Source organism: Corallococcus carmarthensis (genome assembly GCF_003611695.1).
Classification (GTDB): Bacteria; Myxococcota; Myxococcia; order Myxococcales; family Myxococcaceae; genus Corallococcus; species Corallococcus carmarthensis.
The window spans coordinates 16,321-43,202 of sequence record NZ_RAWE01000070.1 but is presented as its reverse complement, the minus strand read 5'-3'; the positions used below and the strand labels follow the sequence as shown (position 1 = coordinate 43,202).

The 26,882-nt window shown below is 71.1% G+C and carries 30 protein-coding genes; 8 read left to right on the top strand and 22 right to left on the bottom strand.

The window, feature by feature from the left end; all coding sequences use genetic code 11:
• From D7X32_RS20095 to D7X32_RS19990, 22 genes are all read right to left on the bottom strand, one after another.
• On the bottom strand, window positions 1-1,878 hold a 1,878-nt coding region (locus D7X32_RS20095), incomplete at its 3' end, for a HEAT repeat domain-containing protein (protein ID WP_120604174.1).
• Window positions 1,879-2,094: 216 nt separating this feature from the next.
• Window positions 2,095-2,319, bottom strand: coding sequence for a hypothetical protein (locus D7X32_RS20090; RefSeq protein WP_120604173.1), 225 nt, complete (start codon window positions 2,317-2,319; stop codon window positions 2,095-2,097).
• 45 nt (window positions 2,320-2,364) lie between these two features.
• On the bottom strand, window positions 2,365-2,892 hold the full coding sequence (locus tag D7X32_RS20085; RefSeq protein WP_120604172.1) for a chemotaxis protein CheW: 528 nt from the start codon (window positions 2,890-2,892) through the stop codon (window positions 2,365-2,367).
• Window positions 2,889-3,452, bottom strand: coding sequence for a chemotaxis protein CheW (locus D7X32_RS20080; RefSeq protein WP_120604171.1), 564 nt, complete (start codon window positions 3,450-3,452; stop codon window positions 2,889-2,891). Before D7X32_RS20080 ends, D7X32_RS20085 begins: the two co-directional genes overlap by 4 nt.
• 34 nt (window positions 3,453-3,486) lie before the next feature.
• Complete coding sequence (locus D7X32_RS20075) at window positions 3,487-5,736, bottom strand: chemotaxis protein CheA (protein ID WP_120604170.1); 2,250 nt, start codon at window positions 5,734-5,736, stop codon at window positions 3,487-3,489.
• Window positions 5,733-6,107, bottom strand: a complete 375-nt coding sequence (locus tag D7X32_RS20070; protein ID WP_120525327.1) for a response regulator — start codon at window positions 6,105-6,107, stop codon at window positions 5,733-5,735. Before D7X32_RS20070 ends, D7X32_RS20075 begins: the two co-directional genes overlap by 4 nt.
• Window positions 6,108-6,161: 54 nt before the next feature.
• Window positions 6,162-6,653, bottom strand: coding sequence for a M17 family peptidase N-terminal domain-containing protein (locus tag D7X32_RS20065; RefSeq protein ID WP_120604169.1), 492 nt, complete (start codon window positions 6,651-6,653; stop codon window positions 6,162-6,164).
• Entirely contained in the window at window positions 6,650-7,075 is a 426-nt protein-coding gene (nusB, locus tag D7X32_RS20060) for a transcription antitermination factor NusB (protein ID WP_120604168.1), read from the bottom strand. Before nusB ends, D7X32_RS20065 begins: the two co-directional genes overlap by 4 nt.
• 5 nt (window positions 7,076-7,080) lie before the next feature.
• On the bottom strand, window positions 7,081-7,581 hold the full coding sequence (ribH, locus tag D7X32_RS20055; protein WP_120604167.1) for a 6,7-dimethyl-8-ribityllumazine synthase: 501 nt from the start codon (window positions 7,579-7,581) through the stop codon (window positions 7,081-7,083).
• Window positions 7,582-7,608: 27 nt separating this feature from the next.
• Window positions 7,609-8,274 carry a riboflavin synthase gene (locus D7X32_RS20050; RefSeq protein ID WP_120604166.1) on the bottom strand — a complete coding sequence of 222 codons (666 nt, stop codon included), beginning with the start codon at window positions 8,272-8,274 and terminating at the stop codon, window positions 7,609-7,611.
• A 40-nt stretch (window positions 8,275-8,314) separates the two neighbouring features.
• Entirely contained in the window at window positions 8,315-9,478 is a 1,164-nt protein-coding gene (ribD, locus tag D7X32_RS20045) for a bifunctional diaminohydroxyphosphoribosylaminopyrimidine deaminase/5-amino-6-(5-phosphoribosylamino)uracil reductase RibD (protein WP_120604165.1), read from the bottom strand.
• Between the two features lie 10 nt (window positions 9,479-9,488).
• Window positions 9,489-9,992 (bottom strand): transcriptional regulator NrdR, encoded by a 504-nt coding sequence (gene nrdR / locus D7X32_RS20040; RefSeq protein ID WP_120604164.1) that lies wholly within the window; start codon window positions 9,990-9,992, stop codon window positions 9,489-9,491.
• Window positions 9,993-9,999: 7 nt separating this feature from the next.
• Window positions 10,000-11,256, bottom strand: a complete 1,257-nt coding sequence (gene glyA, locus D7X32_RS20035) for a serine hydroxymethyltransferase (RefSeq protein WP_120604163.1) — start codon at window positions 11,254-11,256, stop codon at window positions 10,000-10,002.
• Window positions 11,257-11,314: 58 nt separating this feature from the next.
• The gene (rpiB, locus tag D7X32_RS20030; protein ID WP_120604162.1) at window positions 11,315-11,761 is read right to left on the bottom strand and encodes a ribose 5-phosphate isomerase B; all 447 of its coding nucleotides are present in this window, start codon (window positions 11,759-11,761) and stop codon (window positions 11,315-11,317) included.
• A gap of 101 nt (window positions 11,762-11,862) precedes the next feature.
• Complete coding sequence (fabF, locus tag D7X32_RS20025; RefSeq protein WP_120604161.1) at window positions 11,863-13,119, bottom strand: beta-ketoacyl-ACP synthase II; 1,257 nt, start codon at window positions 13,117-13,119, stop codon at window positions 11,863-11,865.
• 93 nt (window positions 13,120-13,212) lie between these two features.
• Complete coding sequence (acpP, locus tag D7X32_RS20020; protein WP_120604160.1) at window positions 13,213-13,458, bottom strand: acyl carrier protein; 246 nt, start codon at window positions 13,456-13,458, stop codon at window positions 13,213-13,215.
• A 105-nt stretch (window positions 13,459-13,563) separates the two neighbouring features.
• The gene (gene fabG / locus D7X32_RS20015; RefSeq protein ID WP_120604159.1) at window positions 13,564-14,316 is read right to left on the bottom strand and encodes a 3-oxoacyl-[acyl-carrier-protein] reductase; all 753 of its coding nucleotides are present in this window, start codon (window positions 14,314-14,316) and stop codon (window positions 13,564-13,566) included.
• Window positions 14,313-15,251, bottom strand: coding sequence for an ACP S-malonyltransferase (fabD, locus tag D7X32_RS20010; RefSeq protein ID WP_120604158.1), 939 nt, complete (start codon window positions 15,249-15,251; stop codon window positions 14,313-14,315). Before fabD ends, fabG begins: the two co-directional genes overlap by 4 nt.
• 28 nt (window positions 15,252-15,279) lie before the next feature.
• Window positions 15,280-16,281, bottom strand: coding sequence for a beta-ketoacyl-ACP synthase III (locus D7X32_RS20005; RefSeq protein WP_120604180.1), 1,002 nt, complete (start codon window positions 16,279-16,281; stop codon window positions 15,280-15,282).
• A gap of 44 nt (window positions 16,282-16,325) precedes the next feature.
• Window positions 16,326-17,387 carry a phosphate acyltransferase PlsX gene (plsX, locus tag D7X32_RS20000; protein ID WP_120604157.1) on the bottom strand — a complete coding sequence of 354 codons (1,062 nt, stop codon included), beginning with the start codon at window positions 17,385-17,387 and terminating at the stop codon, window positions 16,326-16,328.
• Between the two features lie 20 nt (window positions 17,388-17,407).
• Complete coding sequence (rpmF, locus tag D7X32_RS19995; protein ID WP_014395447.1) at window positions 17,408-17,596, bottom strand: 50S ribosomal protein L32; 189 nt, start codon at window positions 17,594-17,596, stop codon at window positions 17,408-17,410.
• Window positions 17,597-17,654: 58 nt separating this feature from the next.
• A complete protein-coding gene (locus tag D7X32_RS19990; RefSeq protein WP_120604156.1) occupies window positions 17,655-18,254 on the bottom strand; it encodes a YceD family protein in 600 nt (199 codons plus the stop codon).
• Window positions 18,255-18,382: 128 nt separating this feature from the next.
• Here D7X32_RS19990 and D7X32_RS19985 point away from each other — a divergent pair, with 128 nt between their 5' ends.
• From D7X32_RS19985 to D7X32_RS19950, 8 genes are all read left to right on the top strand, one after another.
• Complete coding sequence (locus D7X32_RS19985; protein WP_120604155.1) at window positions 18,383-19,312, top strand: tetratricopeptide repeat protein; 930 nt, start codon at window positions 18,383-18,385, stop codon at window positions 19,310-19,312.
• Entirely contained in the window at window positions 19,309-19,797 is a 489-nt protein-coding gene (locus tag D7X32_RS19980) for a hypothetical protein (protein ID WP_120604154.1), read from the top strand. The genes D7X32_RS19985 and D7X32_RS19980 overlap by 4 nt, the downstream gene beginning before the upstream one ends.
• A 133-nt stretch (window positions 19,798-19,930) precedes the next feature.
• Complete coding sequence (locus D7X32_RS19975; RefSeq protein WP_120604153.1) at window positions 19,931-20,611, top strand: winged helix-turn-helix domain-containing protein; 681 nt, start codon at window positions 19,931-19,933, stop codon at window positions 20,609-20,611.
• A gap of 7 nt (window positions 20,612-20,618) precedes the next feature.
• On the top strand, window positions 20,619-21,980 hold the full coding sequence (locus D7X32_RS19970; RefSeq protein ID WP_120604152.1) for a sensor histidine kinase: 1,362 nt from the start codon (window positions 20,619-20,621) through the stop codon (window positions 21,978-21,980).
• Between the two features lie 13 nt (window positions 21,981-21,993).
• The gene (locus D7X32_RS19965; RefSeq protein ID WP_120604179.1) at window positions 21,994-22,944 is read left to right on the top strand and encodes a metallophosphoesterase family protein; all 951 of its coding nucleotides are present in this window, start codon (window positions 21,994-21,996) and stop codon (window positions 22,942-22,944) included.
• A 186-nt stretch (window positions 22,945-23,130) separates the two neighbouring features.
• Window positions 23,131-24,741 (top strand): S1C family serine protease, encoded by a 1,611-nt coding sequence (locus D7X32_RS19960; RefSeq protein WP_158625720.1) that lies wholly within the window; start codon window positions 23,131-23,133, stop codon window positions 24,739-24,741.
• Window positions 24,742-24,843: 102 nt separating this feature from the next.
• Window positions 24,844-26,610: a chloride channel protein gene (locus D7X32_RS19955; protein ID WP_120604178.1), complete on the top strand. Its 1,767-nt coding sequence runs from the start codon at window positions 24,844-24,846 to the stop codon at window positions 26,608-26,610.
• Window positions 26,611-26,847, top strand: coding sequence for a hypothetical protein (locus D7X32_RS19950; protein ID WP_120604150.1), 237 nt, complete (start codon window positions 26,611-26,613; stop codon window positions 26,845-26,847).
• Window positions 26,848-26,882 lie beyond the last annotated feature (35 nt).

Genomic DNA, 26,882 nt, shown 5'->3' with positions numbered 1-26,882 from the left:
CCCCAGCACCCGCGCCGCCGCCGCACGCACGTCCCAGCGCGGATGGCCCAGGAGCGACACCGCCAGCGACACACCGTCCGCGGACGCCTCCGCCGACGCCAGCGCCGCCAGCGCCGCCTTCACGACCTCCGCGTCGGGATGGCTGAGCGCGTCCCACAGCACGCCCGCGCCCACCGCACCCAGCTTCGTCAGGGCGCGCACCGCCAGCATCGCGAGCGCACCGTCACCGTGGCGCACCAGCGACTCCAGGTCCGCCGAGCGCTCCTTCGCGCCCGCGTGGCCCACCGCCTCCACCGCGGCCACGCGCACGCCCCGGTCCTCGTCCTTCAGCGCGAGCCCCAGGAACGTCGCGGCCTCCTTGCCGCCCTGCTGCCCCAGGGAGCGCACCGCGGCGATGCGCACCTTGGGGGACTCGTCCGCCAGCGCGCCGCGCGCCAGCTCCAGGCCCGCCTCTCCGTCCGCGCGGCCCGCCGCCTCCACCGCCGCCGCGCGCCAGGCAGCGTCCTCATCGCGCGCGATCCTTCGCAGCACGGGCAGCACCCGCGCACCGCCCAGCCGGCCCAGCACCGCCACCGCCGCGGGCGTCGTGCGCTGCTCCACCGCCGCCTCCAGCGCGGTCAGCGCCGCCAACGGGTGGGCCACGGTCAGCTGCTCCAGCGCTCGCGCCGCCATGCCCGACAGCGAGGTGTCCGCGAGCAGCTCCACCAACGGCGCCACGGCCTCCAGCGAGCGCGTGCGCCCCAGCGCCCGCACCACCACCGCGCGCAGGTCGTCCTCCGCCCACTCCAGCAGCGCGCACAGCTCCGGCACCGACGTCGCGTCCACCAGCAGCACCAGCGCCTCGGCAGCCACCGTGCGCGCGGGCAGCGACAGCGTGCCCATGCTCCCGAGCAGGAGGCGCCGTCCGTCAGGCCCCAGCTGGCCCAGCGTGAAGAGCACCTCGCGCAGCAGCCGGTCCTCGCGCGCCACCTCCGCCACCGCCACCGCCAGCGACGCCTCGCCCAGGGCTCCGGCGGCCACCAGCGCTCCGGCCCGCACCTGGACGTCCTCGCCGTCCAGCGCCTGCGCCACGTGCTCCGTCACCCCCGGGATGCCGCCAAGCACCGAGCGCGCCACCGCGTCCAGTTCGCCGCGCTCATACGGGCCCAGCACCGCGGCCTGCGTCCCCAGCGCGACGAGGGCCGCCTCGCGCACCGAGCGCACCGGCGAGGCCAGGGCGCGGCAGATGCGCTCCGTGGACACGCCCGGAGCGTAGAGGCCCAGGAGCCGCAGGGCGCTGCGCTGCAACCCCGGGTCCTCCACCAGCGTCATCACCCGCTCCAATGGGGGAGCGCGCTTGAGCGACGCGAGGCCCTCCAGCGCGGCCAGCCGCAACAGGGACGTCGGGGTGTCCAGCAGGCCTTCCAGCGCTCGCGCCGCCGCATCCCCGCCCATCCGGCCCAGGGCCTCCGCGGCCGCCACGCGCACGTTGAGGTCGTCGTCGGAGAGCGCGCGCAGCAGCACCGCCTCCACGTCCGGTTGGCCCAGCTGTCCCAGGATGTCCGCGGCCAGCTTGCGCTGATCCGGATCCTCGTGCTCCAGCAGGCGCACCAGCGGCTGCATCGCCACGGGCCCCATGCCGGCCAGCGCCTCGGCCGCCGCGTTGCGAGCGCCCGTCTCGCCCCGCTCCCCCAGCACGGAGATGAGCCGGGCGGTGACGCCCATCGCGTCCGGCACGCGGCGCAAGCCCTCCGCCGCCGCGTGGCGCACGCGCCAGCTCTCGTCATGCAGGCCGGTGGTGAAGGTCTCCAAGGCCCCGGGCGCGCGCGGATCCACCGCCTGCAACGCCCGGTACCTCGCCTCCTCCTGCCCCGCGGGGGACCGCACCGTGTCGCTCATCCGCCGTCCTCCTTCGGGGCTCCGTTCCTCGGGAAGTCCGCATCCTGCTTGAAGCCGCGAGGGGAGTCGCGCTCCACGAGGCCCGAACGAGGGCCCGCCAGGCTCATTCCCACGGCACTCCCCGCGCCGGAGGGCAGCCTGGCGTCGGATGGGAACGTTCACCTTCGCACCCTTCGCGACCGCGAAGGAAGCACGGGCGAAGGCGCGTGAGTCCGCTCAGGCCCCCCGGGGCTCCGCGTCCCACCCCTCCTGGCCGAAGAACCAGAGGGAATAGACGCCATTGTTCCAGTCCTGCGCGGACGGCTTGGAGCTCCCGGAGGTGGCGAGGTGGGCCACGATCCAGGTGACGTAGCCCAACCCACCCGCGCCCACCAGCACCAGCACGTGCACGAACACGTAGAGGAACCCCAGCGGCTTCCGATGCCCGCTCAGGTCTCGCATGGCACCCCTCCTAAACCCGCGGTGCGTCCGATGAACACGGCGCGCTCAGCCGGCAGTCGGAGGGCGCGAGTCGCGCTCCAGCTCCGCGCGCAGGAGCGCCTTCAAATCCAACAGCAGCCGCAGCCGCTCCGGCGGTCCGCACACGCCCACCACGAACGGCGTGCGGCCCCCGGACATGAGCGCCGGCGCGGGCTTGATGTCGCCGCGGCGCACGCGCAGCACCTCCGCCACACGATCAACCCGCGCCACCACCCGGCGCGTTCCCAGCCGGCACACGAGCAGCCGCGTGCGCCGCGTCTCCTGCGCGGGCTGCCCCAGCAGGCGCCGTCGCAGGTCCACCACGGGCAGCATCGCGCCGCGCAGGTGCAGCACGCCCTCCACGAAGGCGGGCGCGTGCGGGATGGGGATCACGCGCTGGGGCGGCAGGATCTCCTCCACGCGCATGATGTCCAGCACGTACTCCTCGTTGCCCACGAAGAAGGCGCACAGCTGCACCTCCGCGTCGGCCGCTGACGTCTCTCGCGCCATGTCGCCGCGCGGGCGGCGGGCCAGCAGGTTCACGGGGTCCGTCATGGGGAGAGCGCCTGCTCTGGATCCAACAGGATGTAGAGCTGCGAGCCCTTGCGCCCCAGCCCCGCCACGCAGTCACGGTCCCCGCGCAGCCCCGCGGGCGACAGCTCCACCATGGACGGTTTGAGCCGCACCACGCCCGCCACCGAGTCCACCCACACACCCGCGGGCCCGTCGTCCGTCTTGAGCACGAGGATGCGCGCGGCCCGGGGCGGCAGGCCCGCGTCCGGCCCCGCCACCAGCGGCGGCACCTCCGACAGCCGCAGCCGCAGCTTCACGTCATAGACGGGCAACAGCTCGCCGCGCAGGTTCATCACGCCCAGCAGTTGCGGCTCCGCGCGCGGAATCTCCGTGAGCAGCGGCACCTTGCAGATCTCCCTCACCGAGAGGATGGGCACCGCGTAGCACTCCGCCTCCAGGCGGAAGGCCAGGTACTCGACGGGCTCCTCCTCCAGGAGCGGCTGCGCCAGGTCGTCACTGCCCGCGGCGAAGTCCAGCAGGCCGCCGACGTCCTCGTCCGGGCGGTAGAAGAACGCGTCGAGCAGGGCTTCGAAACGGGACACGGCCGGGAGGATAGCAGCCCCCGGCGCAACCGCCTCAAGCGCGGCGCCGCTCCTGCGCGATGCCCTCTTCCAGGAGTTCCGCGACATCCAGCACCAGCACGGTGCGGCGGTTGCCCAGGTCGGTGGCGCCGGAGATGCCCTTCACCCGGCTCAGCCGGCCGCCCAGGGGCTTGGTGACGATGTCCTGCTGGCCGAACAGCTCGTCCACCGCGATGCCCAGCCGCTGCTGCGCCAGGCCCACCACGACGACGAAGTGGCGGTTCACCTCGCGCTCCGGCAGGTGGAACAGGCGCCCCAGCCGCAGGAAGGGCAGCGTCTGGCCGCGCAGGTCCAGCACCTCGCGGCGCTCCACGGTGCGGATGTCGCGCGGCTGCACGGAGAGGATTTCGAGCACGCTGTTGAGCGGCACCGCGTAGGTGCGGCCACTGACGCCCACCACCAGCGCGCGCACGATGGCCAGCGTCACCGGCAGCGTCAGGTGGAAGGCCGTGCCCTTCCCGCGCTCGCTCCACACGTCGATGATGCCGGAGAGGTTGCCCAGGTTGTTCTTCACCACGTCCAGGCCCACGCCCCGTCCGGAGAGCGAGCTGACGCTGGAGCGGGTGGAGAAGCCCGGCAGGAAGATGAGGTTGAGCAGCTCGCGCCGCGTCATCTCGCTCACCTGCGACGGGGTGACGAGCCCGCGCGAGAGCGCCACCTCGCGCACGCGCACCTCGTCGATGCCGGAGCCATCGTCGGACACGCTGATGACGACGTGGTTGCCCTTCTGTTCCGCGCGCAGCCGCACCACCGCGCGCCGGGGCTTGCCCGCGGAGAGCCGTGCCTCCGGCCCCTCCGCGCCATGGTCGATGGCGTTGCGGATGAGGTGCATCAGCGGGTCGCTGAGCTCTTCCACGATGAGCTTGTCCAGCTCCACCTCGCCGCCGGAGCTGACGAAGTCGATCTCCTTGCCGGCCTCGCGGGCGATCTTCCGCACCAGCCGCGCCAGCTTGTCGAAGACCTGGCCCACGGGGACCATGCGCGCTTCGAGCAGGCCCTCCTGGAGCGCCTCCAGCTTGCGCTCCAGCTGCCGCGTCTCACGCGAGAGCTCCTGGCCGAAGAGCTTGGACAGCGCGACGGTGCCGTCCTGCCGGGACGTCTCCGCCAGCCGCTGGAGGTTGGCCTTGATGAGCAGCAGCTCGCCCACCATGTTGATCAGCCCGTCCAACCGGCCGATGTCCACGCGCACCGTCTGCGTGAGCGAACGCAGGGACGTCTCTTCCACCTTGGGACGGCCCGCGGGAATGGGCGCGGACGCGGCGGCCTGGAGCCCCACCACGGTGGACGGAGGCGCCACCGCCCGCATGCGCGGAGGACTTCCCACCGGGGTCACCGGCACGGTCGCGAGGCTGGTGGAGCCCCCCGGCGGCGCGGAGCCCTCATCGGGCTCTTCCTCGTCGGTGTCCGCCGCAAGCAGCAGCTCCGCGTCGGTCTCTTCACGCCCGGAAGGCGGCGGGGGCATGTCGAACGCAGGCCCCGGCGAACCCTCCACCGGCGGACGCACGGCCAGCGGCGCGAGCTCCGCGGGCGTGCCCCGGAGCGCCGCTTCCAGCGCATGGGCGGCCACCTTCGCGCCGAAGATGAGGTCGAACGCGATGCCGGTGCTGCCGCCGGGCCGCGACGAGGGCAGCGTGCTGATGACCTCGCCCAGGGGCTTGAGGCGCGCGTTCAGGTCCGCCAGCCCCTGATCGAAATCCGTGAGGTCGAACGCCGCGCGCACCCGCCACAGGGCCACCCCGCGCCGCACGTTCTCGCGCAGCCGGTGCTCCTCGTACTCGGTGAAGACGGCGCGCACCGTCGCGTCCAGCTCCAGGCGCTCCAGCGGATCCTCTTCCACGGCCGGCGGGGGCGAACCCAGCCGCGCCATGCGGTCCTCCATGTCCCGCGTGCGCTGGGAGAGGTCCGCGCCCTCCTCGGTCCGGGAGGCCTCGCCGAGCAGCGCCTGGAACGTGTCCAGCGCGTCCACCAGCGTGTCCAGGACCTGGTCGTCCAGCGTCAGCCGGCCCAGCCGCAGCCGGTCCAGCAGGTCCTCCGCCGCGTGCGCCAGCTGGCTGATGCGCTCCTGGCCGAAGAGGCCCGACAGCCCCTTCAGCGAGTGCGCCGCGCGGAAGATGCCGTTGATGTGCTCGGGGTCCGCCTCCTGGCCGCGCGCCTCGTCCAGCGCCAGGAGGTCACGGCCCAGCGCATCGAGGATCTCCGTGGCCTCGGCGACGAACTCCGCCAGCGCCTTGCCCCCGGGCGTCACAGCGGCTTCAGGAAGCGCCGCAGGAGCGCCTCCAGGTCCTCCGGCTGGAACGGCTTCACCAGGTAGCCGGCCGCGCCCAGCGCCATGCCCCGCGAGCGGTCCTGCTCACGCCCCTCGGTGGTGACGATGATGAGCGGCACGTCCCGGTAGTTGGGGTTCTTCTTGACGAAGTTGATGAGTTCCAGCCCGTTGATGTCGGGCATGTTGATGTCGGTGATGATCAGGTCGAACCGCTGGCGCGGCAGCAGCTTCAGCGCCTCGAAGCCACTGGCGGTGGTGACGGCCTCGACGCCGTCCACGGCCTCCACGGTCGCGGCGATGTGCTCGCGCGACACCTTGGAGTCCTCGACGATCAACACCTTGAACTTCATCGCGCGCGCCTCAAGGGCTGGATGCTAGCAGAACCCCCGCCAGGTCGCTGCGCGTCAGCCCTTCCGGGATGACAGCGACCCGACAAGCCCCTTGTCCGCGAGGAGGGACACCCGTCCCCCCTTGAACGCGGGCAGGAACTGCCGCTGGTACGCCTCCGCACGGGCCGAATCACTCAGGGAAGCCCCCTGGGGGACCTCCAAGGCCACCGCCTCCACCTTCGCGCGGCTCAACACCTTGGCCGCGCCCGCCAGCGCCTCACCCAACGAGGCCGCGTCCAGGCGCTTCCGGGAGCCCAGCCCCACCACGAAGATGCGCGGCACGGGCAGCTTCCCGTCCGACGGCAAGAGGAGCCAGTCGTCCTTCACGCCGGTGAAGAACCCGCCCTGGAGCACGCGCGACAGGGCGCCGCACAGCCGCCAGTCCACGTAGCCAGCGGAGGACGGCAGGGGGCGGTCGTCCTCGGCCACGAAGAGGCAGAGGGCGTCCACCCCCGTCAGCGCGTCCAGGCCCTCCAGGCCCACGTCCAGGGTCTGCGTCTGGCTCACGGCTTCCCGAGCGCCACCGCGACGCGGTCCAAGAGGCCGTTGACGAAGGCGCTCGACTCCTCGGTGCCGAAGTTCTTCCCCAGTTCCACGGCCTCGTTGATGGTCACCTTGCGGGGGATGTCCGGGCGGTACTTCAATTCGAAGATGCCCAGCCGGAGCACGTTCCGGTCGATGCGGGACATGCGGTCCAGGCGCCAGTTGTGGCTGTGGCGCTCGATGAGCCCGTCAATCTCCTCGCGGTTCGCCTCGACGCCCTCCACCAGCTCCTTGGCGAACTTCACCGCGTCCGGCTCCGGCTTCCCGTCCTCCGCGGAGGCGGCCCACGCTGAGTCCAGGGCCTCCCGCGAGGTGGCGCCCTGGGCCATCTCCAATTGGTAGAGCGCCTGTAGCGCCCGCTCCCGTGCCGTTCTGCGCGCGCCCATCGCGGTTATCCCTTTCGCTCAGCGCCCGTCATGCGAGCGAAGAGGTTGACCATCTCGATGCAGGCCACCGCGGCCTCGGCGCCCTTGTTGCCCGCCTTCACGCCCGCCCGGTCGATGGCCTGCTCCACGGTATCGCACGTGAGGACGCCAAACGTCACCGCCGCCGGCTTGGGGCCGGCCGCCGCGCTGAACGCCACCGAACCAATGCCCTTGGCGCACTCGCCCGCCACGTAGTCGAAGTGGGGGGTGCCGCCGCGAATCACCGCGCCCAGGACGACGATGCCCGCGTACTGGCCACCCTCCGACACGCGCCGGGTGAGGCCCGGCAGCTCATAGGTGCCGGGGCAGCGGTACACGTCGATGGCGTCGTCCTTCACGCCATGGCGCACCAGGGTGTCCACGGCGCCCTTCAAGAGCTCCTCCGTGATGAAGCTGTTGAACCGGGACACGCAGATGGCGAACCGGCCCTGGGGGGGGAGGAAATCCCCTTCGAAATAGCGAGGCATGGCGCGCTCCTTACACCACCCGAGCCCCTACCCGCGAGGGGTGAAACCCGCCGCCCGCACCACCGCCTCCGTCAGCCCCGTCCCCTGGGCCGCCGCTTCCGGGGCGCCCCGGAGGGCATACAGCCGGGCCACGTACTTCCCAATCAGGTCGCCCTCCAGGTTCACCTGCGCCCCGGGGCCCTTGCCGTGGAGCGTGGTGCGCGCTTGCGTCTCCGGAATCAGCTGGACCCGGAAGCGGTCCGCCTCCACGGCATTCACCGTGAGGCTGATGCCGTCAATGGTGACGGAGCCCTTCTCGATGAAGCAGGGCGCCAGCTCCGGGGGCAGCCGGAACACCATCACCCACGAGCCCCCTTCCGCGAACGTCTCCAGCACCTCACTGACGGCGTCCACGTGGCCCGACACCAGGTGCCCGCCCAGCCGGTCTCCCAGTGCGAGCGCCCGCTCCAGGTTCACCTTGTCGCCCGTCCGCCGGGCCCCCAGGGTGGTGCGCCGGAGCGTCTCCGGGGCCGCCTGCACGCGGAAGGTGTCCCCGCCCTTCTCCACCACCGTGAGGCACGCGCCGTCCACGGCGATGGATTCGCCCAGGGCGAAGGCTTCCGCGCCCAGCGAGGTGCGAATCCAGAAGTCGGTCATCGCGCCAGGGGTGACGCGGGTAACGGTGCCAGTGTCCTGGATGAGGCCGGTGAACATGGCCGGAACCTTAACGGAAGCCCTGTCCGGGCGCTGGCCTTCAGAGCAGGGCGCGCAGGAGGACGTCGTCCCCCACCTTCTCCATCGTCAGGTCCTTCAGCGCCAGGGCCTGGGCCATGTCCTTCACGCCCAGCTCGCCCGACCACGTGAGCCCCCCGGCCCCCACCAGCTTGGGAGCGAGGAACAGGGCGAGCGCATCCGCCAGGTGCTCGCGCAGCAGCGTGCCGTACAGGCCCGCGCCGCCCTCCACGAGCACGTGGTTGAGCCCCTCCTTCTTCACGCGCTTCAGCACGGCCTTCAGGTCCACGCGGTCCTGCTTCGCGCGCACGTTCCACACCTCCACGCCCTGGGCCAGGAAGCGCCGGGCGCGCCGTCCCTCCGGGTCCTCCAGCGTGGCCACCACGGTGCGCGCGGGGCTGCGCTGCGTGAAGACGGTGTGCCCCGGCGACAGCTTGAGGTGCGAGTCCACCACCACGCGCACGGGGTCCTTGCCCCCGCCGCCGGGCAGCCGCGTGGTGAGCTGCGGGTCGTCCATGCGGACGGTGTTGGCGCCCACGAGGATGGCGTCCACCTGGTCGCGCAGCCGGTGCACCCACGCGCGCGACGCTTCGCCCGTCACCCAGCGCGAGTCACCCGAGGGCGCGGCGATCTTCCCGTCCAGCGTCACCGCGGCCTTGAGCGTCACCCACGGCAGGCCCGTGCGCATCATCTTGAAGAAGGGCCGGTTGAGCGCGTCCGCCTCGTCCTTGAGGACGTGCGTCACCACCGCCACGCCGCCGCGCTTGAGCCGGTTGAGGCCCTTGCCGCTGACGAGCGGATTCGGGTCCGACGACGCGCTGAACACGCGCCGCACGCCGGCCTCCAGCACCGCCAGACTGCACGGCGGGGTGCGCCCGTAGTGGTCGCACGGCTCCAGCGTCGTGTAGAGGTCCGCGCCGCGCGCCTTGGAGCCCGCGGCCTCCAGCGCGACGACCTCCGCGTGCGCCGTGCCGGCCTTCTTGTGGTGGCCGCGCGCGATGATGCGCCCGCCCTTCACCAGCACCGCCCCCACGACGGGGTTGGGGCTGGTGCGGCCCAGCCCCTTGGCGGCCTCCTCCAGCGCGATGCGCATGAAGAACTCGGCCACCGCGTGGTCGAAGTCCGCCGCGCGCTTGGAGCGGGGCGTCTTCACCGCCTGCAACCGTGACCGCGTGAGCAAGCGCATACCGCCCTTCCTAACCGTCCTTGGGCGGAGTCACAGGCGGCTTCGCCTTGCGCTCACGCTCCTGGTCCTCGAGCAGGTCCTTCAGCTCGTGCATGAACTCGGAGATGTCCCGGAAGCTGCGGTACACGGACGCGAAGCGCACGTAGGCCACCTCGTCCAGTTGCTGTAACCGCCGCATCACCTGCTCGCCAATGGATGAGGAGGGCACTTCCTTCTCCCCCATCCCCTGGAGCATCCGCTCGATGTCCTCCACCGTCGCCTCCAGCTGCGCGGCGGACACCGGGCGCTTCTCACAGGCCTTCTTCAGGCCGTTGAGCATCTTCTCGCGGTCGAAGGCCTCGCGGCGCCCGTCCTTCTTCACGATGAGCGGGTAGAGCTCCTCCACCCGCTCGTACGTGGTGAAGCGGCGCTTGCAGGCCAGGCACTCGCGGCGCCGCCGGATGACGGAGCCCTCGTGCGACTCCCGCGAGTCGATGACCTTGTTCTCCGGGTCCTGACAGAAGGGGCAGCGCACGGGCGGCTTACTTCAACCGCGAGGCGTACAGCGGGAAGCCCTGCGCCAACTCCTTCACCTGCCCCTTGACCCGCGCGAGCCCCGCGTCGTCCTGCGCGGAATCCAACGCCTGGCCGATGAGCCGGCCCACCACCGCCATCTCCGCCTCGCGCATGCCGCGCGTGGTGATGGCCGGGGTGCCCACCCGGACGCCGGAGGTCGTCGTGGGCTTCTCCGGGTCGAAGGGGATCATGTTCTTGTTGACCGTGATGCCCGCCTTGCCCAGCACGTCCTCGGCCACCTTGCCGGTGAGCTTCTTGGCGCGCAGGTCCACCAGCATCAGGTGGTTGTCCGTGCCGCCCGAGCACAGCCGCAGGCCCGCGCTCTTCAGCGCCTCCGCCAGCGCCTGGGCGTTGGCGACGATCTGCTTCTGGTACGTCTTGAACTCCGGCGACAGCGCTTCCTTGAAGGCCACCGCCTTGCCCGCGATGGCGTGCATCAGCGGGCCGCCCTGGATGCCGGGGAAGATCTGGCTGTTGATGGTCTTCGCGAAGGCCTCGCGGGACAGCACCATGCCGCCACGCGGGCCGCGCAGCGTCTTGTGCGTGGTGGTGGTGACGATTTCAGCGAAGGGCACCGGCGACGGGTGGATGCCCGCGGCCACCAGGCCCGCGATGTGGGCCATGTCCACCAGCATCGCGGCGCCCGCCTTGTCGGCGATCTCCCGGAACTTCGCGAAGTCGAGCGTGCGCGGGTACGCGCTCGCGCCCACCACCAGCACCTTGGGCTTGTGCTCCAGCGCCAGCGCCTCCACCTGCGCGAAGTCGATGGTCTCCGTGTCGCGCGACAGGCCGTAGTGGACGACCTTGTAGAGCTTGCCGGAGAAGTTGAACGCCGCGCCGTGGGTGAGGTGGCCGCCGGAGTTGAGGTCCAGCGACAGCATGGTGTCGCCCGGCTTCATCAGCGCCATGAAGGCGCCCATGTTGGCCTGGCTGCCGGAGTGCGCCTGCACGTTCACCGCGTCCGCGCCGAACAGCTCCTTCGCGCGCGCGATGGCCAGGTTCTCCGCGACGTCCACCACCTCGCAGCCGCCGTAGTAGCGCTTGCCGGGGTAGCCTTCCGCGTACTTGTTGGTGAGCACGGAGCCCACCGCCTCCATCACCGCCGGGCTGACGAAGTTCTCCGAGGCGATGAGCTCCAGCCCCTCTTCCTGACGCTCCGTCTCGTGCCGGAGCACCTGGGCGATTTCAGGATCCACCTGGGACAGCGTGCGGGTGTTCTCCATGGGGGTTGCCTCCTGGCGTACGAACGAAGGGGACTGCGAAGGGACGCTTCAACGGCCGTCAGCGCTGCTGGGCCTCGACGTCGCGAATCTTCTGGACGCGCTTCTCGTGGCGGCCGCCCTCGAAGGCGGTGGAGAGGAAGGCCTCCAGGATGCCGCGCGCCACGCCCGCGCCCACCACGCGCTGGCCCAGGCACAGCACGTTGGCGTCGTTGTGCGCGCGGGTCATCCGCGCCTCGAACTCCGTGGTGCACAAGGCCGCCCGGATGCCGTGGTGCTTGTTGGCCACGATGCTCATCCCGATGCCGGTGCCGCACACCAGCACGCCCAGCGTGCCGGCCTCCGCGACAACCGCGCGGGCCACCTGCGAGGCGAAGTCCGGGTAGTCCACGGACTCGCGCGTCTGGGGGCCCAGGTCCTGGAAGCCGGTGCCGCGCTCCTTGAGCAGCGACACCAGCTCCTGGCGCAGCTCGATGCCGGCGTGGTCGGAGGCGAGGATGACTTTCACGGCCGGACTCCGGAAGGAGGGGCCCGCGCCGTGAGGGCGGGGCCGGGAAGGAGGGCCCCTGCCCGCCGCTCCTTTTCAGGGAGCAGCGGGCCGGAAGGCCGTCAGCTGAAGCGCTTGAAGATCAGCACCGCGTTGGTGCCGCCGAAGCCGAACGAGTTGCTCATCACGGCGTCGACGCGGGCCTCGCGCGCCGTGTTGGGCACGTAGTCCAGGTCGCAGTCGGGGTCCGGCGACGTCATGTTGATGGTGGGCGGCAGCACGTTCTGCGTGAGCACCTTCACGCTCACCACCGCCTCCGCGCCACCCGCCGCGCCGAGCATGTGGCCCGTCATGGACTTGGTGGACGACACCGCCAGCTTGCGCGCGTGGTCGCCGAACACGGCCTTCAGGGCCTTGGTCTCGTTGGCGTCATTGAAGGGCGTGGACGTGCCGTGGGCGTTGACGTAGCCCACCTGCTCCGGCCGCATGCCCGCGGACGCCAGGGCCAGGCGCATGCAGCGCGCCGCGCCCTCGCCTTCCGGCGCCGGCTGGGTGACGTGGTACGCGTCCGAGTTGGCGCCGTACCCCACCACCTCCGCCAGGATGTTGGCGCCGCGCTTCTTCGCGGCCTCCAGCTCCTCGAGCACCACGATGCCCGCGCCCTCGCCCATCACGAAGCCGTCGCGCTCCTTGTCGAAGGGACGGCTGGCGCGCGCAGGGTCGTCGTTGCGCGTGGACAGGGCCTTCATCACGGAGAAGCCGCCCATGCCCAGCTGGGTGATGGCCGCCTCCGCGCCGCCCGCGATGGCCGCGTCCGTCTCACCCAGGCGGATGGACTTCCAGGCCTCGCCGATGGCGTGTGCGCTGGTGGCGCACGCCGACACCGGGGCCCAGTTGGGGCCCTTGCAGTTGTAGCGCATGGAGATGAGCCCAGGCGCCATGTTGACGATCATCTGGATGATGAAGAAGGGCGACAGCCGGTCAAACCCCTTCTCCAGCCCCTTGCGGTGCTGCTCCTCCAGGGAGGAGATGCCCCCGATGCCGGAGCCCACGATGACGCCCACGCGCTCCGGCTGGTAGCCATGGGGCGCGTCCGGGCCGATGGGCAGGCCCGACTCCTTCACCGCCATGTCGGCCGCGGCCATCGCGTACTGGGCGAACAGGTCCATCCGGCGCACTTCGCGCCTGTCGATGAACTGCTCGGGCTGGAAGTCCTTCACCTCGCCCGCGATTCGCGCGTCGAGCTTCCCCAGGTCGAAACGGGTGATCGTGCTGATACCGGACTGACCGGCCAGCATCGCCTGCCAGTTCTTCTCGGTGCCGGTGCCCAGCGCTGAAATGATGCCGGTGCCGGTGATGACGACTCGACGGTTTGACACTGTTCTTCTCCGCTGACCGCGATGGGGCGCGGAGCGCCGGTGAAGGCCGCTCCCCAAAGGCCCCGACACTCCCGGGTGTCGCGACTGCCCTGCCTACTTCTTGTGGGTCTTCACGTAGTTCACGGCGTCGCCGACGGTCTTGATGTTCTCCGCCTCGTCGTCCGGGATCTCGACTTCGAACTCCTCCTCCATCGCCATCACCAGCTCGACGATGTCGAGGCTGTCCGCGCCCAGGTCCTCGATGAAGGACGACTCGGGCTTGATCTCATCCTCACCCACACCGAGCTGGTCGGCGATGATGGACTTGATCTTGGCTTCCACGTCGGTTGCGTTGGACATACGTGCAGAACCCTCCAGCTCCAGATGGGACCCGCCGGTTGACTCGCGGGCCGTCTTCAAGGCGGGCGCGGTATATCCCACGCCCGGCGGCAATCCAACCTTGGCTTACATGTACATGCCGCCGTTGACCTTCAGGACCTCGCCGGTGATGTAGGACGCCGCATCACTCGCGAGGAACACCACGGCCCCGGCGACCTCCTCCGGGTTGCCCAGGCGGCCCAGGGCGATGCCCCCCACCATCTTCTGGCGCAGCTCGTCGTCCAGGTGGGAGGTCATGTCCGTGCTGATGAATCCGGGGGACACGGCGTTGACGCGGATGCTCCGGCTGGCCAGTTCCTTGGCCACCGACTTCGTCAGGCCGATAAGCCCCGCCTTGGCGGCCGAGTAGGCGGCCTGGCCCGGGTTGCCCATCTCCCCCACGACCGAGGTGATGTTGATGATGGCCCCGGCCCGCTGCTTCATCATGGGCCGGCTGGCGGCGCGGATGAGCGCGAAGGCGCCCCGGAGGTTGATGTCCATCTGCCGGTCCCAGTCCTCGTCCTTGATGCGCATCACCAGGCCGTCGATGGCCATGCCCGCATTGTTCACGAGCACGTCCAGCCGGCCATGCGTCTTGACGATGCCGTCGATGGCGCCCGCGCACGCGGCGGTGTCCGCCAGGTCGAACCTCACGGCCTCCGCCTTCGCGCCCGACTGCTGGAGCAGGCCCACCGTCTCCATCGCGGCGGCCTCGTTGCCCACGTAGCTGATGACCACGGTGGAAGCGCCCGCCTTCGCGAAGGCCTGCGCGCACGCCCGGCCGATGCCGCGCGAGCCGCCCGTCACCAGCACCACCTTGTCCTTGAAACCCTCGCTCATGCTGCCCCCAGCGCGGCGAGCACCTTCTCCAGGGTCGCGGCGTTCTCGACGTTGAACGATTCGATGTCCTTGGTGATGCGCTTGATGAGCCCGCCCAGCACCTTGCCCGGTCCCAGCTCCACCACGTGCGTGACGCCGTTCGCCTTGAGCGATTCCACACACTCGATCCAGCGCACCGGCGCGCTCACCTGCTCCAACAGGAGCGGCACCACGCGGGAGGCGTCCGCGTTGGGCTTCGCCTCCACGTTGCTCACCACCGGCACGGAGGGCGCCTGGATGCGCATGCCCGCCAGCACCTCCGCCAGGCGGGGCTTCACCGGATCCATCAGCGAGCAGTGGAAGGGCGCGGAGACGGGCAGCGGCATCACGCGCTTGGCCCCGGCCTCCTTGCACTTCGCGCCCGCGCGCTCCACCGCGGCCGCGTCGCCCGCGATGACGGTCTGCTCGGGCGAGTTGTAGTTGGCGGGAGCGACGACCTGCCCTTCCGCCGCGGCGTCACAGGCGGCCTTCACCGCGTCCGGCGTGAGGCCCAGGATGACGGCCATGCCGCCCGTGCCCACGGGCACCGCCTCCTGCATGAACGTGCCGCGCGCGCGCACCGCCCGCGCCGCGTCCTGGAGGTTCATCGCGCCCGCGGCCACCAGCGCGGAGTACTCGCCCAGCGAGTGACCCGCGACGAACGCCGGGGCCGGGCCGCGCTTCTGGAACACCGCGTGAACCGCGGCCGACACCGTGAGGATGGCCGGCTGGGTGGTGGCGGTGAGCTTCAGCGCCTCTTCCGGGCCCTCGAAGCAGGTGGTGGAGAGCTTCTCGTGCAGCGCGTCGTCCACGGCGTCGAAGACGGCCCGCGCTTCAGGGAACTGCTCGTAGAGGTCCTTGCCCATCCCCACGGCCTGACTGCCTTGCCCGGGAAACACGAACGCGACCTTCGCCATGTTGCGGTCCTTCCTTGTGTCGTCCTGCCTACCAGCGCACCACCGCGCTGCCCCACGCCATGCCCGCGCCAATGGCCATCATCGCGATGACGTCCCCGCGCTTGAGGCGGCCGGCGCGCTGCGCCTCGTCCAGCGACATGGGCAGCGAGGCGGACGACGTGTTGCCGTACTTGTGCAGGTTGAGCCAGCATTTTTCCTTGGGAATCTCCAGCCGCTCCATCACGGCTTCCAGGATTCGCAGGTTGGCCTGATGGGCGATGACGTGGTCCACCTGCGTCGTGTCCATCCCGTGGACACCCAACGAGGCCTGGGTGGATTCCACCAGCGCGCGCACCGCGAAGCGGAAGACCTCCTTCCCGTTCATCTTGAGCTTGTGAAGATTTGCATCCACGTTGTCCGCGGTGACGGGGGTGCGGGAGCCGCCCGCGGGGATGCAGAGCAGGTTCGCGAGCTCGCCGTCGGTGCGCAGGTGGGTGGAGAGGATGCCGCGCGGCGCCATGGCGTCGGCTTCCACGTCCGGTTCCGCGCCAAGCACCAGGGCGCCCGCGCCATCCCCGAAGAGGACGCAGGTGTTGCGGTCCGTCCAGTCCACCGCGCGGGTGAGCACGTCCGCGCCCACGACGAGCGCGCGCTTCACCTGGCCGGAGCGCACGAACTGGTCCGCGACGCTCAGCGCGTACAGGGCCCCGGCGCACGCGGCGGACACGTCGAAGGCGAAGGCACGCTTCGCCCCCAGCTTCGCCTGCACCAGCGCGGCGCAGGACGGCATGGGCATGTCCGCGGTGACGGTGCCCACGACGATGAGGTCCAGGTCCCCGGGGTCCACGCCCGCCATCTCCAGCGCGTTGCGCGAGGCCTGCACCGCCAGGTCGCTCGTCGCCTCATCCGGGGCGGCCTGCCTGCGCTCCTGGATGCCGGTGCGCTCGCGGATCCACGCGTCGCTCGTGTCGACCAGGCGCTCCAGGTCCTGGTTGGTCAGGACCTGCGCGGGGGCATAGGAACCGGTACCGATGATGTGCGTGCGTGCCAAGGGGCCTCCGGAGTCGTCGGAGTCCAACGCCCGGCGCGCGCGCTCTAATCGGCCCCTTCGTCCCCTTCCGCCTTCCTTCCCCGCTGGTGGGGAGGAAGCCAGGCGGCGGCATTGGCGATGCAGCGCGTCAGCTCTTCCTGCACGCCCGCGCGCACGTGCTGCAGCGCGGTGACGAGCGCGTTGTGGATGGCGCGGGGGGAAGAGCGGCCGTGCGCGACGATGCCCACTCCCTGGAGGCCCAGGAGCGGCGCGCCGCCGTATTCGGCGTAGTCCATGACGCGGCGCAGCCCCAACAAGGTGGGCTTGAGCAGCAGCGCGCCCAGCTTCTCCGGCAGGCCGCCGCGCTTCTCGATGGCGGAGCGCAACAGGCCGGTGATGCCCATGCCCACGCCCTCGGAGGTCTTGAGGACGATGTTGCCGGTGAAGCCGTCCGTGACGACGACCTCCACGTCACCGGAGAACAGGTCCTTGCCCTCCACGTAGCCCACGAACTCCAGGTCCGAGCGGCGCAGGAGGGCGCTCGCGTCCCGCGTGAGCTGCGTGCCCTTGGATTCCTCCTCGCCGTTGGAGAGCACCGCCACCCGGGGGCGCTTCACGCCCAGGCGCGTGCGCGAGTACGCCTCGCCGAGCACGGCGAACTGGGCCAGGTGCGAGGGCCGGCAGTCCACGTTGGCGCCCGCGTCCAGCAGCAGGCAGCGGCCTTCGCCCTTGAGGGCCGGGAACAGGGCCGCGATGGCCGGACGCTCCACGCCGGGAATCCGGCCGAGCGTCAACATGCCACCTGCCATCACCGCGCCGGAGTTGCCCGCCGACACGAGGGCGGACGCCTCCCCCTGCCGGACGAGCTCGAAGCCCACCCGGAGCGAGGAGTCCCGCTTGCGCCGGAACGCAGCGGTGGCGGGGTCGTCCATCTCCACCACTTCGGACGCGTGGTGGAGGTGCACGTTGGGAGGCGCGCCGGCGCGTTCCAGGACGGGACGTACACGCGTGGCGTCCCCGACCAGCACGAGTTCGTGCCCGGGATACGCTTGCGCGAACAGCACGCCCCCTTCCACGACGGCGTCGGGGGCGTGGTCGCCACCCATCGCGTCGAGGACGAGCCGCACCGGCAGCCTTCCGCTTTCAACTACTCCGCGGCGGTCGCGATGACTTCACGGCCACCGTAGTTGCCACAGGCCGCGCAGGCGCGGTGCGGCATCACGGGCTCCTTGCACTTGGAGCACTTGATGACCTGGACGGGGGTCCGCAGGTTGTTGTTGCCGGCCCGACGACGGTCCCGGCGCATCTTCGACGTCCGCTTCTTGGGAACTCCCACGGCTCACCTCGGCATCGGACCCGTCCCCCCTCGCGACCTGCGAGGGGCATAGGGACCGTCAGTTCAACTTGATGTTCTTCAGCGGCGACAGTCGAGGGTCCACGACCTTCGGCTCGCAGCCGCACTTCTTTTCATTGAGGTTCTGGCCGCACTGCGAGCAGAGCCCCTGGCAGTCTTCCCGACAGACCGCGCTCATCGGGAGCGCGAGCAATACCTGTTCCCGGATGATCGGATCCAGATCGATCGTCTTCCCATCGAAAAGCTGCTCGTCCGTGTCGTCCAGTTCGAAGGTGCCTCCGGATTCACCCTGGGTGCGTTCCTTCTTCTCCATGGCCTTCTCGTCGTCGTCCTTGAAGTCATCGCCCCGGGCCAGGGACTCTGGCACCAGGTTGATGGTGAAGGACACGGGAAGGTCCAGATTCACGTCCGCGAGGCAGCGCTTGCAGGGCGCGCCCACGTGGACCGTGAAGCCGCCCGACAGCAGCACGCCGCCACTGACCTTGCGGAGGGTGGCCTGGAGCGTCGACGGAGCGGTCGCCTGGAAGCCGGTGTCCTTACCGGACGCCTGGCCTTCCAGGGCCTCCTTGAGGAGCCCCGGAGCGATGGGCTCATCGAGCTTCAGCCCCGCTTCTTTGATTTGTTCAATCTTTACGACCATCTACAAGGCTTCCCGGCAAAAGGGCGCGCAACATAGAGGGACTCCCCCCGTCAGTCAACACGCCGGGTTGGACTCCTGAGCCGTGCCGCGTGGATCCCCTCAACACCGCTCTGGTAGCTTTCCATCTGATGCGCTCCCCCGCTCGACGTTCGCGGGGCGCACTCTGTGTCTGGGGGCTCGGGCTGCTGCTCGCCCTGCCGGCGCAGGCCCGTGTGCCCCTTCCCCTGTCTCCCCTCCTCTTCCAGCTGGGCCCGACGAGCCCCGCCATCGACGCGGCGAAGGGCCTGTTGGAGGCCGGCCGCTTCCAGGAGGCCCTGGACGTGGTGCGCAGCGGGCTGGATGCGCCCGACGTCACGGATGACGAGCTGGTGGAGCTCTACCGCCTGCAGGGGCTCACCGCCCTCTACCTGGGCGACGAGGCCCTGGCGCGCGGGGCGTACGAGAAGCTGCTCCAGGCCCGGCCGGACTTCGAGCTGCCCCGCTCCGCGCCGCCCAAGGTCCGCGACCTCTTCGCGAAGCTGAAGGAGGACCTGCGCCACCGCCGCGTCCACCCCGTCACGCTGGAGGTGGACCCCATCCCAGACCCGGCGCCCGGCGAGCGCGTGGAGGTGGACGCCGTCCTCCGGGACATGGCGCTGGGCGCGAGGGCCCGGCTGTTCTACCGGCGCGCCGGAGCGCAGGGCTTCTCGTCAGTGGACTTCGTGCGCGACCGCTCCCGCACCGAGCACTACCTGGCCGTGCTTCCCGCGTACGAGCTGCCCGTGGAGAGCACGCCCTATGAAGTGGAGTACTACGTCGAGGTCGTGGACGCGGCCCAGCGGCGGCTCGCCGGACGCGGGGACCCGTTCCATCCGCTCCTCTTCCAGGTGGCGTCGCGGACCGCCCCCGCCACGGCCCTCACGGAGGGCGCAAGCCGCCCCTGGTACAAGAGCCCCTGGCTCTGGGTGGCCGTGGGCGCGGTGGCCATTGGCGGCACGGCCGGGGTGGTGGCCCTGTCCTCTTCCGAGGAGCGCGGCCGCGTGCCCATCACCATCCGCGTGGAGGACGCCACGCCATGAGACGACCGGCATTGCTGATTCTGGCGCTGCTCTCCGGCTGCGGGCCGGACGTTGCTCCAGCGCCCCTGCCGCTGGGGCTGGAGCTCACCCTGAGCCGCGCCGTCGCCAATCAGGTGGGCGCCTACCAGGTGGCGGTGCTGAAGGACGGCGCGAAGCGCAACTGCACGGAGCTGCAGCGCACCTGCCTGTCCACGCAGGTGGATCCGGGCGACCTGCTGGAGCTGAAGGACGCGGACGGCAACACGGGACGCACGCTGCGCTTCCCCTCCGCCCCCGGTGGCGCGGCCATGGGGCTCGCGGTGGACGTGCCGGTGGGCCGGGACTACGCGCTCGTCATCGAGGCGCTGACGGCCGACACCCCGACGCGCTTCCTGGGCAGCTCGTGCAACTACCTGCGCGAGGTGAACTCCGGGACCAACGCGACCCTGGTGGCGGCCCCCATCGAGCTGACCCCCCAGGCCTGTGACCCGGTGTTTCCGCGCTGATCCGCCGGGCGCCGGTACCCTGGAGGGGAGACGGGCGGGCACGGCGCATGGATGTCACATGGATGTCCCGAGCGCTCCGGAACGAATCTGTTACGGGACGCCACGCATTCCATCCCTTCGCGGGAGCACCTTCATGGCGCGCATCCTCATCATCGAGGACGAGCAGGACCTGGCCGGACTCGTCGACTACAACCTCCGCGCGGCGGGCTTCGAAACGGACACGGCGAACACCGGCGCGGGCGGCCTTGCCCGGGCCCGGGCCCATCCTCCGGACCTGGTGCTGTTGGACCTGATGCTGCCCGACGTGGCGGGCGGTGAGGTCCTGCGCATGCTCAAGAGCGACCCGGAGATGAAGAAGGCCGCGGTCGTCATCGTCAGCGCCAAGGGCCAGGAGGCGGACCGCATCCAGGGCCTGGAGCTGGGCGCGGACGACTACGTGGTGAAGCCCTTCTCCGTGCGCGAATTGCTCCTGCGCGTGAAGGCCGTGCTGCGCCGCGCGGACGCGGAGGAAGGCCCCGCCGCGGTGCTGGCCGCGGGCGACATCAGCCTGGACACGTCGCGCCACCAGGTGCGGGTGAAGGGCGAGGAGGTCATCCTCACCGCGCTGGAGTTCCGCCTGCTGCGCACCCTGCTGGAGCGAAGCGACCGCGTGCAGACGCGCGAGGTGCTGCTGTCCGACGTCTGGGGCATCCAGGCCGAAATCCACACGCGCACCGTGGACACGCACATCAAGCGCCTGCGCGAGAAGCTGGGTCCCGCGGGCGACATCATCGAGACCGTGCGCGGCGTGGGCTACAAGCTCAGCCCTCCGTGAGGCCGTCATGCCCCTGCGCTTCACGCTCCTGGCGCTGCTCGTTCCTCCCCTCCTGGTCGCGACGCTGCTCGTGCTCTTCGGGCATCCGGCGGGCGCGCTCGCCGCGGGGCTCGTCACGTTGGCGGGCTCCGCGCTCGCGCTGGGCACCAGCCGCGTGGCCATGGAGCGGCAGCTCCGCGCGCTGACCCAGAAGACCCAGTCGCTGGCGGCGGGCATGGACGTGGCGCCTCCCGCGAGCCTGGAGCGCACGGACGACCTGGCGCAGCTGGAAGACGCCATCGACACGCTGGACGACAAGCTGTCCATGCGCGCCGCCGCGCTCAACCAGGAGGCGCGCATCCTCACCGCCGTGCTGGACGGTATGGCGGAGGGCCTCTGGGTGACGGACGCGGAGGGCACCGTGGTGCGCCACAACGACGCGCTCGCGGAGATGCTCCTGCCCGCGCACGGCGCCATCGTGGGACAGCGGCCGCTCGCGCTCATCCGCAACGAGGCCCTCAACGACGCGGTGGCCCGGGCCTGCCACGAGGGCGCCTCCACGCGGCTGGAGCTGACGCTCGAGGGGCTGTACTCCCGCACCCTGGCCGTGCGCGTGACGCCCGTGGGGCGCGACCTGCCCGGCAGCGCCGCCGTCTTCCACGACGTCACCGAGCTGCGCCGGCTGGAGAAGGTGCGCAAGGACTTCGTGGCCAACGTCTCCCACGAGCTGCGCACGCCCATCACCGCCATCCGGGGCTACGCGGAGACGCTCCAGGGCGGCGCGCTCCAGGACACCCAGGTAGCCCCCAAGATGGTGGAGATCATCCACCGCCAGTCCGAGCGCCTCTCCGAGCTGGTGGAGGACCTGCTGGAGCTCTCCCGCCTGGAGGCGCGCGAGATGACCTTCCAGCGCACGGAGGTGCCCCTGGCCCTGGCCGTCTCCCGCGCCGCCGAAGGGGTGCGCCCCAAGGCCGAGGGCAAGAACCAGCAAATCGGGTTGCACGTGCCGCCGGGGCTGGTGGCGCTGGGGGATGGGCGGGCCATCGAGCAGGTGCTCCTCAACCTGCTCGACAACGCGGTGAAGTACACGCCCGCGGGGGGCCGGGTGGATGTGGACGGAGCGTACGAGGGCGGCCGGTGCGTCGTGCGCGTGCGCGACACAGGCGTGGGAATCGAGCCCAAGCATCTTTCCCGGATTTTCGAGCGATTCTACCGGGTGGACAAGGGGCGCAGCCGGGACATGGGTGGGACGGGACTGGGCCTTTCCATCGTGAAGCATCTGATGGGCGCGATGGACGGCGAGGTGAAGGTGGAGAGCCAGCCGAACGCAGGCAGTACCTTTGTCATTTTTCTACCCTCGGCGGCTGGCCCGACGGCGGCGACGGGCTAGGATGGGGGCGGCCATGCGGGTCGCCATCCTCGCGGACATTCACGGAAACCTTCCGGCCTGCGAGGCCGTGCTGGACGACATCACCAAATCGGTGGCGCCGGATTACATCGTCGCGGCCGGAGACCTGGCGCTGCGGGGCGCGCACCCGCGCGAGACGGTGGAGCTGCTCTTCAGCCGCTGCCACGCGCTCATCATGGGCAACACGGACGCGTACCTCGCCGGCAACTACCTGGGCGGTGCGTACCGCGAGCGCGACCACTGGAAGACGGAGCTGTTGCGCTGGACGCGCGACCAGCTGGGCGACGCGCTGCTCCAGCAGCTGGGACAGATGCCCTTCTCCCTGCGCTACACGCCGCGCAAGGGGCAGGACCTGTTCATCTGCCACGCGAACCCGCGCAACCTGGAAGAGTCGTTGGATCCCACGCTGGACGACCACGCGGTGCGCCGCTTCTTCACGCACCTGGACGCGGCCGCGTGCGCCTTCGGGCACCTGCACTTCCCCTACCGGCGGCGCGTGGGCCGGATGCTCATCGCGGACGTGGCCAGCGCCGGGATTCCTCGCGACGGCGACCTGCGCCCCGCCTACGGCGTCTTCACCTTCACCCCCAAGGGCTGGCGCGTGCAGATCCGCCGCGTGCGCTACCCGGTGCGCAAGGCCACCCAGGCCCTCACCGCGCGCCGCGTGCCCGGAGGGCCGCTGCTCATCCACAAGCTCGTGGAGGCGCGATACCGCCACCACAACGCCCTGATGGAGGCCGCGCGGCGGCACTCGGGGCTGCCTCCGCCGGGGCCCGTGCTGCGTCCGCCGCCGGGTGCCGCGGGTTCACGGCCCACGCACGCCGCGCCCTTCGAGAACAGCCCGCCGCCGGAAGTCGATCCGTCCACGCTGCCCCTGGACATGGACGGCACGGTGACGGGCGCTTCCCCGCTGCCGCCGGACGCGCTCAACGACCTGGACGGGTGAGGCCCACGCCCACCCGGTGCGTGCGCGTGAGGCTGGCCCGTCCGGGAATGGACAGGCGCGCCGTCACTTCTGACGGACAGCGGGCTTTTCGCACCGCGAAATCCGCCTGCCCTCCCGCACGCACAGATGCACGAGGGCGCGGCGGGCCTTAGCAACACCACAGGCGACGACAACGCGGGAGGGGCCATGGTCGGGTGGATGGTCGGACTGTCGGTGGTGGCGGTGTCCCTCACCGCTTCCGGAGCAGAAGCTCCCCCCTCACCTCCGCCGCCCGCGGAAGCGTCCGGGGTGGAAGCGCCACCGCCCGCGCCGTACTGCGAGGGCGAATACGCGGACAGCTACGCCGCGCTGTCCCCCAAGGCGCGGGCCTTCGAACAGGCGATGCAGAAGAAGTACACGTACTGCGTGCGCAGCACCGCCGTGTACGAGTGCCTGTCCTACGGCGCGGAGGGCAACGTGCGCCGCACGCGCACGCCGGTGTCCGCGCACGGCACCGCGTTCGCGTACCGGCAGCAGGCCGGGGAGACGCTGCTGCTCACCAACGAGCACGTCGTGGAGTGGCCGGACGTCACCAGCGACGCGCACCCGGTGGACGGCGTGCCTTCCGGCTGCAAGCGCGTGAAGGACGGCCTGAGCATCGTGGAGAACGAGGCGGACCAGTACGACCGCGACGACATCGCACTGTCCAAGGCGGTGGTGGATCCGCAGCTGGACCTGGCCGTCATCAAGACCAAGGCGCCGCTGACGGTGATGCCGTGGAAGGTGGGCCGGAGCGCCGCCGTGCGCGAGCGCGACGTGGTGGACGTGCGCGGCTTCCCGCTGGGCGTCTTCAACGCCACCAACATGGGCAAGGTCATCTCCGCCTACGACCGCGACGAGTACAAGGAGTGGTACCACGACGACTTCGTCATCGACGCGCTCCTGTCGCAGGGCAACTCGGGGTCGCCCGTGCTCGCCATCTCCTGCAAGACGGGCGAGTTCGAACTGGTGGGCGTCTACCACGCCGGCTACTCGCGAGGCAGCGCGCTCAACGTGGTGGTGGGCATCGACCAGGCGCGCGACCTGATGACCAACCTGCGCCGCACGCCCAAGCGCGCCCTGGAGGGCACGACGCCGCTGGACGCGCTGGCCCGCGCCCGCGTGGCGAAGCGCGCGGAGGTGTCCGCCACGCCCTTCTTCCCCTTCGGCTCGCGCACCGCGGCGGTGTTCCCGCGCGCGGATGGCACGCTGCTCTTCGCGCTGTACGAGCAGGACTTCCCGCGCCGCGTGCACCCGCTGCTCGTGATGGAGGACCTGCCCGTGGCCTCCGCGGACGAGGGCTTCGGGAAGGTGGGGCGCGTCTGGTTCGGAGGCGAGCGGGGCCTGCTGGAGCGCCCGCGCGCGGAGCAGGACGCGGAGCTGCAACAGCAACTGGCCCGGCTGCTGGATGCGCTGCGCCGGGACGCGACGCTCGCGTTCTCCTATCAGGACTCGCTGCCGGGCTCGGATGAATCCCGGCAGACCTTCGACACCTCGTCCCGCCTGGGCAAGACGCTGGAGCGCACCATCGTCGCGCACCGCGACCTGAGCGACACCGCGGCGGAGCTGGCGGACCGCTTCGCGCCGGACACCACCGAGCCCGCGACGCGGACGGAATCCGTGCTGAAGAATCCGCCCCCTCCTGGCATCCACCTGGGGCTTTCGGGTGAACCGGAAGGACAGGCCCCCGCGGCGGGCGCGCCGCCTCGCGACTCCGGCGCACGCCAGCCCGCGCGCAGCACGCAGGGCAAGGCGGCCAGGACTCCGTCGGGCAGGTAGCCCGTCTGGAGAGCAGCCCGCCGGACGGAGGACGCCCGGGAAATGGCGTGCGGTCCCGGGAAGGCCCTTCCCTGCTCCGTACATTGGACAGGTGTGGAGGTCATGCCCGAACCCGCAGCCGGCGCAGTGCATCCCGACCTGAGGACGGGGGCGCCGTCTCCCTGGCTGCGGCGGATCCTCCGGGGCCTGCTGGGGCAGGAGCGGCGGTTCTGGGTGCTGGTGGTGGGCGTGGGGCTCATCTCCGGCCTGGGCGCGGTGGCGCTGCTCGCGGTGCTGCGCTTCACCCAGCACCTGTTCTGGCAGAGCAACACCGAGCACTTCCTGGAGGGTGCGCTCGCATCGCCGGGCTGGCGCCGGTTCCTGGTGCCGGTGCTGGGCGGCGCGCTGGTGACGCTGGTGTCCCTGGTGGTGGGCCAGCCCCTGCGCGGCCACGGCACCGCGGGCATCATCGAATCCATCTGGGTGAAGTCCGGCCGGCTGCCCTTCCCTCGCGCGCTCCTGCGCGGCTTCGTGTCCATCATCGCGGTGGCGTTGGGGGCTCCACTGGGCCGCGAAGGCGCGCTGCTCCAGACGGGCGCGGCCAGCGGATCCGCGCTGTCCGGGTGGCTGCGGCTGGGGCCGGGCCAGGCTCGCGTGCTGGTGGCATGCGGCGCTTCCGCGGGCATCGCGTCCGCGTACAACGTCCCCATCGGCGCGGCCCTCTTCGGCCTGGAGGTGCTGCTGGGCAGCTTCGCGCTGGAGCTCTTCGGCCCCATCGTCGTGTCGTGCGTGGTCGCGACGCTCGTGTCGCGCACCCTCATCGCGGATCATCCCAGCTACGTCATCCCCCACTACGCCCTCACCCACCCGCGCGAGCTGGTGCTAGCGCTCCTGCTGGGAGTGCTCGTGGGCGGGGCCTCCGCGCTCTACGTGCGCGGCATCAACTTCGCCTCGGACCTGCTGGACAAGCTGCCCGCGTGGCTCACGCCGTTCATGCCGCTGGTCGCGATGACGGTGGTGGGCCTCACCGCCATCGCGGGGCCGTACCTCATGGGCAACGGCTACGACTCCGTGAACATGGCGCTGCACGGGACACTGCCCCTGGCGCTGCTGCTCATCCTGCCCCTGGCGAAGCTGGCGGTGACGTCGCTGTGCGCGGGCGCGGGGGTGCCGGGCGGGCTCTTCACCCCGTCCCTCTTCTTCGGCGCGCTCCTGGGGGGTGCGTTCGGGATGCTGGTGGAGCACGTGCTTCCCGGCGGCGCGGCGCCCAGCGGGGCCTATGCGCTGCTCGGCATGGGCGCGGTGCTGGCGGGCACCACGCATGCGTCCGTGTCCGCGGTGCTGATGATCTTCGAGATGACCGGCGACTACGACCTCATCCTCCCGCTGATGCTCGCCGCGGTGGTGGCCGCCGTCGTCAGCCGCCGGCTGGAGCCGGAGTCGCTCTACACGTCGGTGCTCGTGAAGCGCGACGTGCGCGTGCCGGACTCCGTGCCGCACTGGCTGCGGGAGGAAGGGGTGCGCTCGCTCCTGTCCCCGGCGACGCAGCGGGTGCCTCCCTCCGCGCCCTTCGATGAGGTGGTGGTGCTGCTGCTGGAACAGCCCGCGGGCGCGGACCTGTACGTCACCGACGCGGAGGGGCGCCTCCTGGGCGTCATCACCCTGGACGCGCTCAAGGGCCATCTGCCGGACCACTCGCTGCTCCAGGCCACCGTGGCCGCGGACGTGATGGACACCGGCGTGCAACCCATCACCCCGGACCTGTCCCTGGCGGAGGTGGCCGCGCGGTTCGGCCACACGGAGCTGGAGCGGCTGCCCGTGGTGGACGGACGCCGGCACCTGCTGGGCTCGCTCTCCAAGGGCGACCTGCTCAAGCGGGGGCGCTTCTAGATGGAGCTGGAGCCCCGGACGCGCGCGTGGAGCATCGTCGCGATGAGCCTGCTGTGCATCGTGCTGTCGTGGGTGCTGCTGCGCACGCCACCGCACCCCGGCCCGCATCCAGAGCGGCCGGAAGCCGTGGAAGAACCCACCCGGGGCAATCCATACCGGGGTTGGCCCCTATTCCAGGGCTGGCCCATGCCCCAGCCTCCGGACACGAAGCCCTCCGACGCGCCCCGGCAACGTTGAAGGTCCACCTTCCTTTCAGCCTCCGGGGACGGTCA